Below are 15378 nucleotides of genomic sequence, written 5' to 3'. Positions count from 1 at the left end.
TGCCTCGGGTCAGAGACCGAGTTCGGAAAGACCGGGGTGGTCGTCGGGGCGCGGACCCAGCGGCCAGAAGAACTTGCGGTCGGCCTCCTCGATGCGGAGGTCGTTGATGCTGGCGATGCGCCGACGCATCAGGCCGTTCTCGTCGAACTCCCAGTTCTCGTTGCCGTAGGAGCGGTACCAGTTGCCGGAGTCGTCGTGGCACTCGTAGGCGAAGCGCACCGCGATGCGGTTGCCCTCGAACGCCCAGAGTTCCTTGATGAGCCGGTAGTCCTGCTCACGCTGCCACTTCCGGGTGAGGAACCGGACGATCTCGTCGCGTCCCTTGATGAACTCGGCGCGGTTGCGCCACTCGCTGTCCGGCGTGTACACGAGCGACACCTTCTCGGGGTCGCGCGAGTTCCAGCCGTTCTCCGCGCCCCGCACCTTCTGGGCGGCGGTCTCCTGAGTGAACGGCGGCAGCGGGGGCCTGCTCGTCATCGTCTCTCCTGTCTCGGACGACATGGAAATATGCAAGTCCAAGTAGACCGCGCGGAGCGGGGCGGCGCACCTCACCAGGTCTTGACGACACGGTTGGCCGAAACTACGGTGACCGTTGTTAACAATGAACGGAGAACAGATGGCAACGTCCGCCCTCCGGGCCGCCAAGCGGGTCCGCGTCAAGGACGACGTTCTCATGGTGCTGCGCGCCGCGATCCTGAACGGCGAGTTCGCGCCGGGCGAGCATCTGAACGAGACGGAGCTGGCGGACCGCCTCCAGGTCAGCCGCGGTCCGGTGCGCGACGCGCTGGCGGCCCTCGCGCACGAGGGGCTGGTGACGGCCGAACCCCACAAGGGAGCGACCGTTCCGCTGCTGCTGCGCAGGGATGTCGAGGAGGTCTACAGCCTCCGGCTCGCCCTGGAGACGCTCGCCGCCGAACAGGCGGTCGCGCACGCGCGGGACGAGGACATCGCGGCGCTCGCGGCCACCCTGCCCGCCATCGCGGAAGCGCTGGCCGACGGCGACCGCCGCGCGGTCACCGAGGCCGACCTGCGCTTCCACGACACCTTCTACCGCGCCGCGCGGCACGGGCGCCTGGAGACGGCGTGGAAGAACATCCGGTCGCAGGTCTCGCTCTGCCTCTTCTCCCGCAACACCGTGGCCGCCACCAGCCGGGAAGTCGTGCTCGACGAGCACAGCGGGCTGGTCGAGCTGCTGACCGCGCGCGACACCGCCGCACTGGTGGACGCGGTCCGCGCCCACCTGGCCGGAGCCTACGAACGCCTGGCCCAGCAGTACCCGGACTGACGGCCGCCACGGGCCGCCCGCGCGCACCCCCGGTGCGCGCGGCACATGTTCTGACGCATCACCCGCACGTTTCACGATCGGAGGTGTTGTTAACAATGAACAGTTCTCAAAGTCGGCGACGAGCCGGTGTGGCCAGCATGATCGGCACGACGATCGAGTGGTACGACTTCCAGATCTACGGCCTGTCCGCCGCCGTGGTCTTCAACAAGACGTTCTTTCCGGACGTCAACTCGGTCAACGGCACGATCGCGTCCTTCGGCGTCTTCGCCCTGGGCTTCCTCGCGCGCCCCCTGGGCGGGCTGATCTTCGGCCACTTCGGCGACCGCGTCGGGCGGCGCAACGTCCTGCTCGTCACCCTGATCCTCATGGGGGTCTCCACCTTCCTGGTGGGGGTGATCCCGTCCTACTCGTCCATCGGCATCGCCGCGCCCCTGCTGCTGATCCTGCTGCGGCTGCTCGGCGGGATCGGGCTGGGCGGCGAGTGGGGCGGCGCCGTCCTGCTCAGCGTCGAGCACGCGCCGGAGCGGAAGCGGGGACTGTACGGCAGTCTCCCCCAGGTCGGGTCACCGGCGGGTTTCCTGCTCGCGACCCTCGTGTTCACGATCGTCTCGGCCACCACCGGCGACGGCTTCGACACCTGGGGCTGGCGCATCCCGTTCCTGCTCAGCGGCGTCCTCGTGGTCGTCGGCCTGGTGATCAGGGCGACCATCCCCGAGACGCCGGTCTTCGAGCAACAGCGGGCCCTCGCCCCGGCGCGACGCCGTACCCCGCTGGTGGTCCTGCTGCGCGAGCACCGCAGGACCGTGCTGCTGAGCATCGGTTCCTTCGCCGTCACGAGCGGCGGCTACTACGTCTACTCCACCTACATGGTGGCGTACGGGACGAACGACCTGCACATCGCCCGGACCACCATGCTGACCGGCGGCATCGTCTTCTCCGCGTTCGGGATCGCCGGTTCGCTGCTGTCGGGTCTCGTCTCCGACCGGGTGGGACGACGGCCGGTGTTCCTGCTGATGTCCGGCTTCACCGTCGTGTACGCGCTGCCGATGTTCCTGCTGGTCCAGACGGAGAAACCGCTGGTCATCTGGGTGGCACTGGCACTCGGCGGGCTGGCGAACGGCTCGCTGTACGGGCTGATGGGGTCGCTGAGCGCGGAGATCTTCCACCCGTCGGTGCGGTACACGGGCGCGTCGATCGGCCAGCAGGTCTCGGCGGGCCTGGTCGGCGGCACCACTCCCCTGCTCGTCACCGCCCTGGTCGCGGACACCGGGCACTTCTGGCCCGCACCGGCCTGGCTGGCCGCGCTCGCCCTGGTCAGCCTCGTGTCGGTGCTGTGTCTGCCCGAGACCTTCCGCACCTCGCTCGTGCCCGAGCCGGAGCACGCCCCGGTGTGACCGTCCGCCCGGCAGCCCCCAGGTAACACCGCCGGACCCCGTCGAGAACCCCCAGCACAGGAGAGCACGTTGAGCACCCCGAAGAGGGAACCGGCACCGAACCGGTTCGACACCATCAGCATCCGCAACGCCCCCGGTGAACACGCGGGCGACGGGGAAGGGCGCGCGCCGCACGCCGGTATCGACTTCTCGCACGGTGACGTGGGCGCCTTCCCGCCCCACCCGGCCGCCGTCGCGGCGGTGGAGGCGGCGATCGCCGACGGCGGCGGACAGGCCTACTCCCGCTACCGGGGGCACTGGTCGGTGCGGGAGCCGCTGGCGGAGCGGCTGGCCGCGTTCACCGGCGCTCCGGTCGATCCGTCCCAGGAGATGATCATCACTCCGGGCACCCAGGCGGGCCTGTTCCTCGCGCTGTCCTCGCTGGTCGGACCCGGTGACAAGGTGATGGTGGTCGAACCCGACTACTTCGCCAACCGCCGGATCGTCACGTACCTCGGCGGCGAGGTCGTCCCCGTGCCGCTGGCCTACGAGGACGCCGCCGCCCCCGCCGGGCTCGACCTCGACCGGGTCGAGGCGGCAGCGGCGGCCGGAGCGAAGGTCCTTGTCTTCTCCAACCCGAACAACCCCACCGGGGCGCTGCTGGGCGCGGACCAGCTCCGGCGGATCGCGGCGACGGCCGACCGGCACGGCGTGTTCGTCGTCACCGACGAGCTGTACTCCCGGCTCGTCTACCCCGGTGGCACGGCGGCCCACCTGCGGGCCTGCGGCATCGCCCCCGACCGGTGCGTGACCCTGCTCGGCCCGTCCAAGTCCGAGTCGCTGAGCGGCTTCCGGGTGGGTACGGCGATCGGCGCCCCGGCGGTCATCGACCGGATGGAGAAGCTGCTGGCGATCGTCTCGCTGCGCACGGCGGGCTACAACCAGTCCGCGCTGCACTCCTGGTTCACCGAGCCGGACGGCTGGTTCGCGGAGCGCGTCGCGGCGCACCGCCGTATCCGGGACGACCTCGTGGACGTGTTCCGGGGCGCGCCCGGATTCCGGGTCCGTCCGACGGAGGCGGGCAGCTACCTCTTCCCCCGGCTGCCCCGGCTGACCGTGCCGACCGCCGCGTTCGTCGCCGAGCTGCGCGAGCGGACGGGCACCGTCGTCACGTCCGGCGAGGAGTTCGGTCCGCGTCACGGCCACAGCGTCCGCCTCAACTTCAGCCAGGACCACGGCCGGGCCGTCGCCGGTGCCCGGGCCGTCGTCGAGACGACCGCGCTCCTCACGGCGTGAGCCGGTCCGCCGTTCCCTTCCGCGCCGCCCTCCCGCGGCGCGTCCACCGCACCCCGGAGTAGACACCATGACCACCGCAGCACCGTTCCCCGCCCGGCCCAAACTGATCACCTTCGACACCTACGGAACCCTCATCGACTGGGACAGCGCGCTCCGGGACCACCTGCGCTCCCTGTTCGACGCCCGCGGGGTCGGACTCGACGTGGCCGCCTTCTACACCGAGTGGTACTACTCCTACGCCCTGCCCACGCTGTCCGCCGACTTCATGCTTTACCGGGACCTGCTGCGGACGACCATGCGGCGCGCCCTCGCCGCGGCCGGGGTGAGCGTGGAGGAGAGCGAACTGGCCGCGCTCGGCGACGTGATGGCCGCCGCCGAGCCGTTCCCGGACACCGTGGAGGTGCTGACGGAGCTGCGCCGTCACGTGCCGCTCGCCACCATCTCCAACAGCCAGCGGGACATCCTGGAGTCGAGCGCCCGCAGGATGGGCGACCCCTTCACGCACCAGATCACCGGCGAGGTGGTCGGCGCGTACAAGCCCGCCCGGCCGCTGTTCGACCTCGTCCTGGAACGGGCGGGGGTGCGGCCGGAGGAGACGGTGCACATCGCCCAGTCCCAGTACGTGGACCTGCCCCGCTCGGTGCCGATGGGCATCGCCACCATCTGGATCAACCGCCAGGGCCAGACCCTGCTGCCCGAGCACCCCGCGCCGACTCTCGAACTGCCGGACCTGCGCGACGTGCCGCGGGTGCTGGGGTTCGTCGGCGCAGCGGACGGGGGGTCGGCCCGATGACCGCCGAGGCATCCACTCCGGCCGGGGCGTACGCGCTGACGAGCGTGGTCGGCGGTGAGGTGCGGGTCGCGGGGATGACGCCGAAGGAGGGCCGGACGCTGGTACGGACCGGTCGGCTCGGCGCGGAGATCGACCTGGCCGAGGGGCAACGGCTCGCCGCCCTCGCCGCCGAGCGCGCGGTGGCGGCGGCCGGGGCGGCGGCGGACGCGGCGGGCGGCGTGCTGGGTCCGGGGGCGCAGGTCACCGTCTATGTGGCGGTGGACGGCTCGTTCACGCGGATCAGCGAGGTCGCCGACGGGGCCTCCCCGGTGTGGCTGCGGCACCTCGGGGCGCTGCCCGCCCGTGCGGCGGTCGGCGTCGCCCGGCTGCCCGGTGACGCGCCGGTGGAAGTCGTGCTGAACGCGGCCCTGGAGTTCCCGGGCGGCGCGGGTCCGGACGTCGGCTGAACGCCGCGTGGGCGGCGGCACCTTCGGGTGCCGCCGCCCACGGGTGTCCGGTCCGCCCGTCAGGGGATGCGGACCGTCACGGACTTGCCGGGCTTGAGGCTGATCTGCTTGCGGAACCGCCCGGCCCGCAGCTCCGTGGTGGTGCCTCCGACGCTGCGGACGGTGGCGGAGGTCGCCCTGCCGTCCCGCCAGGTGAAGTCCACGGTGAAGCCGCCGCGGGCGCCGACACCGGTCACCGAGCCCTTCTCCGCCCAGGCTCCGGGCAGCGCGGGCAGCAGCTCGATCACCCCGGGCCGGGAGTACAGGAGCATCTCCAGCGCGGCGGTGGCCCCGCCGAGGTTGGCGTCGATCTGGAAGATCGTGTAGCTGCCCTGGCTGTACATGTCGAACCAGTTGGCCGAGGTGCCGTTGCTGTTGGCGACGGAGGGCCGCAGCACGTTCAGGTAGAGCTGGTACGCCTTGTCGGCGTCCTTCAGCCGCGACCAGCACAGCGACCGCCAGGCGCATCCCCAGCCGAAGGTGTCCGTGCCACGGGCCGTCAGCAGGGCGCGCACCCCGTCGATCAGCTCGGCGGGGCTGCGGTCGGCGGAGATCCGGTCGCCGGGGAAGAAGCCGATGAGCGGGGACAGGTGCCGGTGGGTCGTCTCACCGAGGTTGTCCGGGCTCATCCACTCCTCCAGCCAGCCGGTCTTGGCGCTGACCTGGGGGAGGTAGAGCTTCTTCTGCATGGCGGCGAGATCGGCGGCCAGGTCGGCGTCCCGGCCGAGGACGCGGGCGGCGGTGGTGAACTCCTGGAACAGTTCCCAGGCGAGTTCCTGCGCGTAGGTGATGCCCTGGCTGTCCGGTCCGTGCTCGGGGGACCAGGCGGTGTCGTCGATCAGCACCTCGCGGGAGGTGCCGTTCTCGGTGATGTTCTTGGTGATCAGGCGGGCCTGCCAGAACTCGGCGGCGCCCTTCAGCACCGGGTAGATCAGCTCCAGGTAGGCGCGGTCCTGGCTGTACTCGTAGTGCCGCCACAGGGAGTTGCACAGCCAGGCGTTGCCGGAGGGGTGCCAGGCCCAGCCGCTGCCGCCGTGGATGTTGGTGGAGAACGCCACCGCCCATCCGGCGATCTTGCCGCTGCTGTTGCGGAAGCGGTTCTTCTCGTTGTTGAACAGGCGCTTGGTGACGTCCGTCCACACCGGCAGCTGGGAGACGCAGTACCGGGCGAGGGCGTACGAGTTCTCACCGAGACCGGCCGGGTCGGCCAGCCAGTAGTTCATCTGGATGTTGATGTCGGTGTGGTAGTCCGCGTACCAGTCCGGGGTGTTGTTGTGCACCCAGACGCCCTGGAGGTTCATCGGGAGCCAGTCGCGGGACCCGGTGATGGTGAGGTAGCGGCCGTACTGGACGTACGCGGCCTCCAGCTCCGGGTCGGGCGTGGTGTGGTCGGTGTAGCGGACGGCGATGCGCGACCAGGAGTCGAGGGAGCGCTGGAGCGTGCTGGAGCGGCCGAGGTCGAGGGAGAAGCGGTTGTACAGCTTCTGGTAGTCGGCGACGTGGGTGTCCAGCAGCCGGCCCCCGGAGACGCGGGCGGCGGCGGCCACCTTGCTCTGGGCCAGGGCGAGCGGGTCGCTCTTGGGGTCACGGAAGTCGTGGGCGGCGTCGGGCGCGTAGTCGGTGCCCGCGCACAGCACGATCAGCAGTTCCCGGCAGTCGGTGAAGGACAGCGTGTCGCGGTCCACCTTGATCCGGCCGGTGGAGCTGACCGCGGTCACCGCCGCCGCGTAGCGCAGGCCGTTGCCCAGCTTGCCGGAGAAGGTGAGTCGGCCGCTGCCGCCGGACGTGGTCTCCTCGTGCGTACCGGCGAGGGAGATCTTTCCGGTGTGCGGGCCGCCGGTGAGGCGGACGACGACCACGTCGTCCGGGTGGCTCGCGTACACCTCGCGCCGGTAGCGGACACCGCGCAGCTTGTACGACGCGGACACCACGCCGTTGCTCAGGTCGAGTTGGCGGCGGTAGTCGCTCAACTCCGGCCCGGAGTGGCCCGGCAGGGCGATACGCAGCTTGGCCAGCAGCCCGAAGCTGCCGAAGTCGTCGCGTCCGTAGGGAAGTTGTCCGTCATCGGTAATGGTGTCGTTGCGTCCGCCGCTCCAGAAGGAGCCGTCGGTGAGATAGACGTAGTCGTCCGCGGGGTCGCATCCGACCAGGGCGCCGAGTCGGCCGTTGCCGACCGGGAGGGCCTCCTGGATGATGCGCGCCTCGTCGGCGGGCGTCCGGTACCAGATGGTGGTGGCTCTGTCCTCGGGGACCAGGTCCACGTCGGCGGGCCGGTTCGGCGCGGCGTGCGCCGTGAAGGCGGGCAGTCCGCCCGCGAGGGCGAGGCCGCCACCGGCGGCACCGCCGAGGCGGAGAAAATCGCGACGAGAGGAAGCGGGCACGGGAGTTCCCTTCCAGGGGGGCATGAGCGCGCGAGCCCGAAACCTAGGTGACATGTTTCAGCCATGTCAACAGTGATGACGTTTTTCATCCGACCTTTACTGAGGGGTACTTGGATTACGCACGGATAAAAGGGGTTTCGCTGGGGTTCGTACTCGGCTTTTCCTCGCCCGGAAACCACTTAGATCCGATGTATCGCGTCGCGCACCGGCGTCACGCCAGGGCGAGCCGCTCGATGAGGGTGCGCCAGCAGGCGGCCAGGGCGGCGGTGTCCCAGGAGGAGGGCGCCGCGGCGGAATCGGGTTGCGCCAGGCGCAGGAAGACCGGCCCCTCCAGTGCCCCGGTGAGCTGGAGGGCGAGGCTCTCGGGATCGGCGAAGGCCAGTCCGGCCTGCCGGAGCAGCAGCCGCAGATGATCGCGGGTGGTGGCGGACACCTCGGCCGGGACGGTCTGCCTGCTGTCGAAGCAGCTCCGCACGACGGCGTGCCGGTCCTGGAGGAAGGCGGCCCGCTCGGCTCCGTAGGCGATCAGCCGGGTCAGGGGGTCGCCGCCCGGCCCCAGCGGCGGCGGTCCGTACCGGAACCGCGCGTCGAAGTCCCGCTCGTCGTCCTCCAGCAACGCGCGGAAGAGGCCCGCCCTGCTGCCGAACCGGCGGAACACCGTGCCCTTGCCGACTCCGGCCCGTTCGGCCAGGTGCTCCATCGTGACGCGGTGCGCCCCGTCCTCGGCCACCATCGCGCGGGCGGTGCGCAGCAGCAGGCCGCGGTTGCGCACCGCGTCGGCGCGTGGGGTGCGTACCGCCCCGGCCCGGCCGGTCGCTCCCGTGGACGGGTTCACGTGCACGGCGATCCGCTCCTCTGCGACTCGGTGGCGCTGCGGTGGGGTTGCGGGTTGCGGGTTGCGTGTTGCGAACTGTGCTCTATAGGTGCGGAGTTGAGGGCCGTTGGTCGGGGAAAGCCGACGACGCCCCGGAGTGGAGGTCCGGGGCGTCGTCGGGGGGCGGCACGCGCGGGGCGGCCGTGCGGCGGGCGGGCGCGGTCAGCCGGCCGGGATGACGAACGGGATGTCGTGCAGGACGCGGTGGTGCGCGATGCGCCAGACGCCGTCCTCCCGGACCAGGTCCGTCTCGTAGTAGCCGCTCTCCTCCGGCGTGATGGTGCCCTGCGCGCCGAACGTCCCGGCCGGCCAGCCACCGTCCGGCTTCCGCACGCCGCGGACCCGGAACATCATGAACTGGGCGCTGAGGGTGGCCCGGTCGCCGTCCACCTTGACGATGTGGTCGGAGGTGACGTGGTGGCTCCAGTGGTCCGGCTCGTGCGGGGGCATCAGGTTGTCGTAGATGTCCACCAGGGTGTCCCGGCCGCGGGTGGGCGGCGCGAGTTCGCTGCGGCCACCTCTGCCGTCGTGCTGGAAGATCTCGATCAGTACGTCCTTGGTGAAGAGTTCTCCCAGGGTGGAGCCGTTGCGGGTGTCGTTGGCGCGTACGTAGCGGGCCAGGACCTCGATGATGTCTTCGCGATCGGTCATGACTTGATTTCAGCACCGTCCGGCGGCCGGAACAATGATCATCCACGCATGAACCCATGCCCCAGAGGTATGGATGGCCCGCCCGTGGGGCATCGGGCGTCAGTCGATGGGGATGTCACCCAGCATCGGCGTCGGGTCGTAGGGGAGCAGCACCACGTCGAGGACCAGTTCCACGGCGTCGCCGAGACCGGGGATCGGCAGGTACGGAAGCAGCTTCTGCCCGAGTCCGAGTTCGCGCAGGGAGAGTCGGCCGGAGGCGGTGAACGCCAGCTGCGAGCCGTCCTCGCGGAACGGGTCGCCGCCCCGGCCGAGCCAGCGGACCTCCAGGTCCAGGTCGTGGCGGGTGCCGAGGAGTTCCAGGGTGCCGCGCAGTACGCCGTGCAGGGCGCCGGTGCGGACGAGTTCGGTGGAGACGAACGTGGCCGTCGGGTGCTTCTCGGTGTCGAGGTACAGGGACCCCCGGAGGTTGGCGTCGCGCGCCTTGACGCCGGTGGTGAGGGAGGCCGTCTCCAGCGTGACACTGACGGCGGTCTTGGCGAGGTCGCCGTCGGGGACCTCGGCGGTGCCGGACACGCGCAGGAACCGGCCGCGTACGAGCCCCAGTCCGCGGTTGCGCACGGTGAAGTGGACTCCGGTGTGCCAGGGGTCCACGTACCAGTCCCGCTGCGCGGCCAGCGCGGTGTCCGGCTCGGGGACGAAGTTCTGCGGGGAACTCATGGAAATCTCCGGTCTGTTCGGGTGGGAAGGAGACGGGGAGGAGGTGGCGGGACGGCGGGTGGAGGGAGCGCGGGTGGAAGGAGCGCGGGCCGGTCAGCCCGCGTTGCGGCGTCCCGTGGCCAGGGGCTTCGCCGCGGTCAGCATTTCGTCCTTCATCAGCGTGCTGAACTGCTTGACCTGCCGCAGCACCGGCGAGACCTCCACGTGCTGGACGCCCTCCAGCGAGCCGACATGGTCGGTGACGAAGGTGAACAGGTCTTCCAGCGAACGGCAGTTGACGACCGCGTGCATGTTGTAGAGGCCGGAGACGCCCGCCGCGAAGGCGACCTCGGACATGTGGGCCAGCGACTTGCCGACCGTGCGGACGGCGGAGGGAGCGACCTGGAGCCAGAGGTTGGCCCGCGTGGTGAAGCCGAGGGCGACACGGGACAGTTCGACGTCCAGGTGGACCACGCCCGCCTCCAGCAGCGCCTTGACGCGGCGACCGGCCCGTGCGGGGGTGACTCCGGCCGCCGTGGCCAGGCTGACGTGGCTGGCGCGGCCGTCGTCGGCGAGGGCGAGCAGGATCGACTCGTCGTGCGGCTGGAGCCGTACGCCCCCCGCCTCGGTCAGGACCGGGGCCGGGGTGAGCGCGAGGCGTTCGGCGTCGGTGAGCGCGTCGTGCAGGAACGTCCACTCCTGCGAGCATCCCCGGGTGAACACGTGCAGCGCGACGGCCGCCTCGATGCGCAGCACGGAGGAGACGCGGGGCAGCAGTTCCACCAGCAACTGCTCGCGGTCCTGTTGCGAACGGGAACGCAGGGCGCAGGTGATCTCGGAACCGGCGCCGTTCAGCGAGACCCAGCTGACGTCGTCCCGCCCGGCCAGCGCGTCGGAGATGGCCTTCGTCGCGTCCGGGCGGCACTGCACCCGGATGATCCACTCGCTCTGTCCCAGGGCCGCGGTGTCCACCACGCCGACGACCTGGAGGACGCCGTCCTGCCGGAGGCGGCGGTAGCGGCGTGCCACCGTGGCCTCCGACAGCCCGAGCACCTCTCCGATCCGCGCGAACCCCTCGCGCGGCGCGATCTGCAACGCGCCGATGATGCGCAGGTCGTCCTCGTTGAGCCGGTCGGAGAGAGCCGAGGTCATGGCGTGTCCCTTCGGGAAGCGGGCGCGGGTGGTCGGTCCGGGGTGGTGCGGGCGGCCGGGGCCGGGCTACAGCATCATGCCGCCGCTGGCCTCCACCCGCTGGCCGGTGATCCAGCCGGTGCCGGGCGCGAGGAGCGCGGCGACCACACCGCCGATGTCCCCGGCCTCACCGGCCCGGCCGAGCGCGGTGATGTTGCCGAGCGCCGCCCTGCCCTCGGGGCTGCCCGCGAAGCCACCGGCGAAGTCGGTCGCGGTCGCACCCGGCGCGACGACGTTGACGGTGATCCCGCGCGGTGCCAGTTCGGCCGCGAGGTACCGGGTGAGGGCCTCGACGGCCGCCTTCATCGAAGCGTAGGCGGACATGCCGGGGTTGGTGAAGCGGGTCAGCGCCGTGGAGACATTGACGATGCGGCCACCGTCGGCGAGCAGCGGCAGCAGGTGCTGGGTCAGGAAGAACACGCCCTTGAAGTGGACGTTCAGCAGCTCGTCGAAGTACCCCTCGGTCACGTCGGTGAACGGGGTGAGGCCGCCGGAGCCCGCGTTGTTGACCAGGAAGTCGAAGGTGTCGCGGTCCCATTCGGCGCGCAGCTCGTCCCGTACCCGGTCGGTGAACGAGGCGAAACCGGCGATCTCGGCGACGTCGAGGCGCAGCACCCGGACCTTCCGCCCCAGCGAGCGGACCTTGTCGGCGACGGCGTCGGCCTCGTCGGCGTGCGTGCGGTAGGTCAGGATGATGTCGGTTCCGGCCTCGGCCAGTTGCAGGACGGTCTCCCGTCCGAGACCACGGTTGCCGCCGGTGACCAGAGCGATCATGGGAGTTGTCTCCTTGTGTCCATTGGTACGGGTGAGAGATCAGCGGGTGCGCGGAGTCGCGCGGTGCGGGTCAGTGGGTGTCGGTGGTGGCCGGGTGCTGCCAGGGCCGGACCAGGGTGACGAGTACCAGCAGGCCGATGACCAGGCCGCCGGTGATGACGCCCGCCATCGCGGCGGGGCCGGTGCCGATCAGGCCGACGACGGGGGCGGTCAGCGCTCCGATGCCGAACTGCACCGCGCCCAGCAGCGCGGCGGCCGTGCCCGCGAAATGGCCGTGCCGGGACAGGGCGAGCGCCGGGGCGTTGGGCATGGCGAACCCGGTGGCGAAGAGCGCGAGCCAGAGCGGGAGCAGTACGCCGGTCATCCCGCCGATGTCGGCGGCGCTGAGGGCGAGGAGCAGGACCCCGGCGGCGGTCGCGGCGATCACCGCCGTGACGAGGACCCGCATCGGGCTCCAGCGGCGCAGCAGCCGCACGTTGAGCTGGGTGGCCACGATGACCCAGATGGAACCCGAGCCGAAGACGAGGGCGAACTGCTGCTCGCTGAGGCCGAAGTGGTCCTGGAAGACGAACGGCGAGCCGGAGACGAAGGCGAAGATGGTGCTCATGGCCAGACCGGCCAGCAGGATCAGACCGATGAAGACGCGGTCGTGCAGGAGCTGTCCGTAGTCGCGCATCGAGTTGCGGACGCCCCCGGAGCGGCGGCGTTCGACGGGCAGGGTCTCCGGCAGGGCGCGGGCCGTGATCAGGATGATGACAAGGCTGAGCAGCGCCATCAGCAGGAAGATGCCCCGCCAGGAGGTTCCGGCGAGTACCGCGCCGCCGATGGTGGGCGCCAGGATCGGGGCGACGCCGAGCACCAGCATCAGGCGGGAGAGCAGGGTCGCCGCGGCGGAACCGTCGTAGAGGTCGCGGACGATGGCCATCGTGATCACCGTCGAGGTGGCGGCGCCCAGTCCCTGGACGACCCGCAGCACGTCGAGCAGCGCGAGGTTGGGCGCGACGGAGCACAGCGCGGAGGCGACGATGTGCACGGCCACGCCGACGAGCAGCGGGAGGCGGCGGCCCACCGCGTCGGACAGCGGTCCGACCAGCAACTGGCCGAGTGCCAGTCCGGCGAGGGTGGCGGTCAGGGTGAGCTGTACGGCCGCCGCACCGGCGTGCAACTGGTCGGAGATGGCGGGCAGGGCGGGCAGGTACATGTCGGTGGTGAGCGGCCCGATCGCGACCAGCGCACCGAGCAGCAGCACGAGCTTCCACCGCTTGCCGTGCAGCACGCCGTCGCCGGTGACAGCGGTGCGCGGGGCGGCCTCGTCGGGGGTGACTTCTGGCTCTTCGCGGCGGGCGGAGGGGGAGAGCTCCCGCACGGGCGGCTGGTCCATGTCCATGCACAGAGCATCGGCCACGGCGGAACGCGTACGAGGCCGATCACCGGCCCGGTGGAGGAAACCCGCCGGGAAAAGCCGGTCCGGTGGCCGTTTCCGTCAGCACCGGGGGGCCGATCGACACTTTTCCCGCACCCGGGACACCGTTTCCCGAGCGGGGCCACCCTGGATACCGCGCGGCGCCCCCTCGGCACCGTAGTACCGCCCAGCACCTCCCGGCGACCCGTCGCACCGCTCGAAGGTGCCCGACGAGCCGCGGACGCGCCACGTCAGCCGAGGCACCTCGCGGCGATGGCGCGGGCGCACTCCAGCGCCTCGGTGGCGGTCGTGTCCACCTCCAGGTCGTAGCGCACGCCCCGGTGGACCAGGTCGGCCTGGTGGGCGGCCATGCCGGGGGTGCGGTCGCCGCGCGCGGTCTCGCGGCCGGCCGCGACCCGCGCGTCACAGCGCACCCCGACCCAGAGCACGCCGACCCCGTCCAGCGCCGTACGCCAGCGCTCCTGCGAGGCCGGGCCGCCGAGGAACACCTCGTCCACCACGATCCGGGCGCCCGCGCGGGCCATCGCGGCGACGCCCGCGATCCAGGCCGCCTCGGTCTCCCGGAATTCCGGGCCCACGCTCACCTCGCCGTCCGGCGCGAACCCGATCCCGGCGCCCCCGGCCCGCATCACCGCCGGAAGGGCGTCCACCAGCGTGTCCGTGCCGAGCGCGAGCCACGCGCCGGGCAGCACCGCCTGGAGACAGCGGGCGATACCCGACTTGCCCGCGCTGGAGCCGCCGTTGAGAACGATCACCTGGGTCGTCATGTCACCGGTCGTCACCGCGTCACCATAGGGGTTCCAAGGGTGTGCAAATAGAATTGCATTCATCCCGAGTGATGCAGTTAGAGTTGTCGGTAGGTACCGGAGACCTGCCGTAGACCTCTGAGGAGAGTGGACCCCCGTGACCATGCACTCGGCGACCCTGGCCATCAACGAGGCGATTCAGGCCCGTAAAGCCGCAGGTGAGAAGGTGTTGCACCTCGGGTTCGGCGAAGCCGGGCTGCCGGTGCCGGAGCGGGTGGCGGCCGTGCTCGGCGAGGCGGCGGGGCGGAACGGGTACGGGCCCGTGGTCGGCTCGCGCGAGGCGCGTGAGGCGGCGGCGGGCTGGTTCACCCGGCGCGCGCTGCCCACGGACGCCGGTCAGGTGCTGTTCGCGCCCGGCAGCAAGGCGCTGCTGTTCGCGCTGCTCGCCGCGCTCCCCGGCGATCTGGTGCTGCCCTGCCCGGCCTGGGTGAGTTACGCGGCGCAGGCGGCGCTGGTGGGCAAGCGGGTCGTCGAGGTGCCCGTCCCTGCCGAGTCCGGCGGGATTCCCGACCCGGCGCTGCTGGACCGGGCGCTCGTGCGGGCCCGTACGGAGGGGGCCCGGCCCGGTGTGCTGCTGCTGACCGTGCCGGACAACCCGACCGGCACCGTCGCCCGCGCCGACCAGCTCCGCGAGGTGTGCGCGGTGGCCGACCGGCACGGGCTCGCGGTGATCTCCGACGAGATCTACGCCGAGCTGACCCATGACGGCACGCCCGCGCCGTCCGCCACCGCGTACCTGCCCGAACGCACCGTCGTGACCAGCGGGTTGAGCAAGTCGATGGCCCTGGGCGGCTGGCGCATCGGGTTCGCCCGCGTGCCCGAGGGGCCGTGGGGCGCGCGGCTCCTGGAGGACCTGATCGGTGTCGGCAGCGAGGTGTGGTCGGCGCTCGCCGCGCCGATGCAGGCCGCCGCCGCGTACGTACTGGACGACCCGGCGGAGGTGACCGCGCACATCGCCGCCGCGCGCGGGCTGCACGGCACCGTCGCCCGCGCGGTGCACGCCGAGTTCGTCCGCGCCGGTGCCGTCTGCCGCGCCCCCCGGGCGGGTTTCTACCTCTACCCCGACTTCGCTCCGGTCCGCGCGGACCTCGCCCGGCAACACATCACCACCGGCGCCCAGTTGGCCTCGGCCCTGCTGGAGCGGCACGGCGTGGGCGTCCTCGCGGGCGAGGCGTTCGGCGACGAGGTGTCCGGCCTGCGCGCCCGCGTCGCCACCAGCCTGCTGTACGGCGAGACGGCCGACGAGCGTTGGGAAGCGCTGCGCAGCGACGACCCGGTGGCGCTGCCGTGGGTGGCGGATTCCCTCAACCACCTACGGGGGGCGCTGAGTTCCCTGGTCGGGTAGGACCT

The 15378-nt window shown here is 71.6% G+C and carries 15 protein-coding genes; 6 read left to right on the top strand and 9 right to left on the bottom strand.

Annotated elements, in window-relative coordinates:
* Window positions 1-9: 9 nt before the first annotated feature.
* Entirely contained in the window at window positions 10-477 is a 468-nt protein-coding gene (locus KUM39_RS06315) for a nuclear transport factor 2 family protein (RefSeq protein WP_217784392.1), read from the bottom strand.
* 139 nt (window positions 478-616) lie between these two features.
* On the opposite strand from KUM39_RS06315, the gene KUM39_RS06310 reads away from it, so the two are divergent.
* The 5 genes from KUM39_RS06310 (at window position 617) to KUM39_RS06290 (ending at window position 5193) form a co-directional block, all read left to right on the top strand.
* Entirely contained in the window at window positions 617-1285 is a 669-nt protein-coding gene (locus KUM39_RS06310; RefSeq protein WP_217784391.1) for a GntR family transcriptional regulator, read from the top strand.
* 137 nt (window positions 1286-1422) lie between these two features.
* On the top strand, window positions 1423-2679 hold the full coding sequence (locus KUM39_RS06305; protein WP_246619708.1) for an MFS transporter: 1257 nt from the start codon (window positions 1423-1425) through the stop codon (window positions 2677-2679).
* 69 nt (window positions 2680-2748) lie between these two features.
* Window positions 2749-3954 (top strand): pyridoxal phosphate-dependent aminotransferase, encoded by a 1206-nt coding sequence (locus KUM39_RS06300; RefSeq protein WP_217784389.1) that lies wholly within the window; start codon window positions 2749-2751, stop codon window positions 3952-3954.
* 67 nt (window positions 3955-4021) lie between these two features.
* Window positions 4022-4747 carry an HAD family hydrolase gene (locus KUM39_RS06295; RefSeq protein WP_217784388.1) on the top strand — a complete coding sequence of 242 codons (726 nt, stop codon included), beginning with the start codon at window positions 4022-4024 and terminating at the stop codon, window positions 4745-4747.
* A complete protein-coding gene (locus KUM39_RS06290) occupies window positions 4744-5193 on the top strand; it encodes a RidA family protein (protein WP_217784387.1) in 450 nt (149 codons plus the stop codon). The genes KUM39_RS06295 and KUM39_RS06290 overlap by 4 nt, the downstream gene beginning before the upstream one ends.
* A 59-nt stretch (window positions 5194-5252) precedes the next feature.
* Here the strand turns inward: KUM39_RS06290 and KUM39_RS06285 are convergent, their stop codons facing one another.
* The 8 genes from KUM39_RS06285 to cpt all read right to left on the bottom strand — a co-directional run bounded on the left by KUM39_RS06285 (window position 5253) and on the right by cpt (window position 13989).
* Entirely contained in the window at window positions 5253-7637 is a 2385-nt protein-coding gene (locus KUM39_RS06285) for a glycoside hydrolase family 95 protein (protein WP_372455714.1), read from the bottom strand.
* Between the two features lie 187 nt (window positions 7638-7824).
* The gene (locus KUM39_RS06280) at window positions 7825-8454 is read right to left on the bottom strand and encodes a TetR/AcrR family transcriptional regulator (RefSeq protein ID WP_308288050.1); all 630 of its coding nucleotides are present in this window, start codon (window positions 8452-8454) and stop codon (window positions 7825-7827) included.
* Between the two features lie 195 nt (window positions 8455-8649).
* The gene (locus KUM39_RS06275) at window positions 8650-9138 is read right to left on the bottom strand and encodes a nuclear transport factor 2 family protein (RefSeq protein WP_217784385.1); all 489 of its coding nucleotides are present in this window, start codon (window positions 9136-9138) and stop codon (window positions 8650-8652) included.
* A 99-nt stretch (window positions 9139-9237) separates the two neighbouring features.
* Entirely contained in the window at window positions 9238-9855 is a 618-nt protein-coding gene (locus KUM39_RS06270; RefSeq protein WP_217784384.1) for a YceI family protein, read from the bottom strand.
* Window positions 9856-9948: 93 nt separating this feature from the next.
* Entirely contained in the window at window positions 9949-10986 is a 1038-nt protein-coding gene (locus KUM39_RS06265) for an Lrp/AsnC family transcriptional regulator (RefSeq protein ID WP_217784383.1), read from the bottom strand.
* Between the two features lie 66 nt (window positions 10987-11052).
* Window positions 11053-11799: an SDR family NAD(P)-dependent oxidoreductase gene (locus tag KUM39_RS06260; RefSeq protein ID WP_217784382.1), complete on the bottom strand. Its 747-nt coding sequence runs from the start codon at window positions 11797-11799 to the stop codon at window positions 11053-11055.
* Between the two features lie 70 nt (window positions 11800-11869).
* Window positions 11870-13186 carry a multidrug effflux MFS transporter gene (locus KUM39_RS06255; RefSeq protein WP_246619667.1) on the bottom strand — a complete coding sequence of 439 codons (1317 nt, stop codon included), beginning with the start codon at window positions 13184-13186 and terminating at the stop codon, window positions 11870-11872.
* A gap of 266 nt (window positions 13187-13452) precedes the next feature.
* Complete coding sequence (gene cpt, locus KUM39_RS06250) at window positions 13453-13989, bottom strand: chloramphenicol phosphotransferase CPT (protein WP_217784435.1); 537 nt, start codon at window positions 13987-13989, stop codon at window positions 13453-13455.
* A 136-nt stretch (window positions 13990-14125) separates the two neighbouring features.
* On the opposite strand from cpt, the gene KUM39_RS06245 reads away from it, so the two are divergent.
* The gene (locus KUM39_RS06245) at window positions 14126-15373 is read left to right on the top strand and encodes a pyridoxal phosphate-dependent aminotransferase (protein WP_217784381.1); all 1248 of its coding nucleotides are present in this window, start codon (window positions 14126-14128) and stop codon (window positions 15371-15373) included.
* Window positions 15374-15378: the final 5 nt, after the last annotated feature.

The organism is Streptomyces corallincola, from assembly GCF_019104725.1.
GTDB lineage: Bacteria > Actinomycetota > Actinomycetes > Streptomycetales > Streptomycetaceae > Streptomyces > Streptomyces corallincola.
This window is presented reverse-complemented; position numbering and strand designations above follow the sequence as displayed.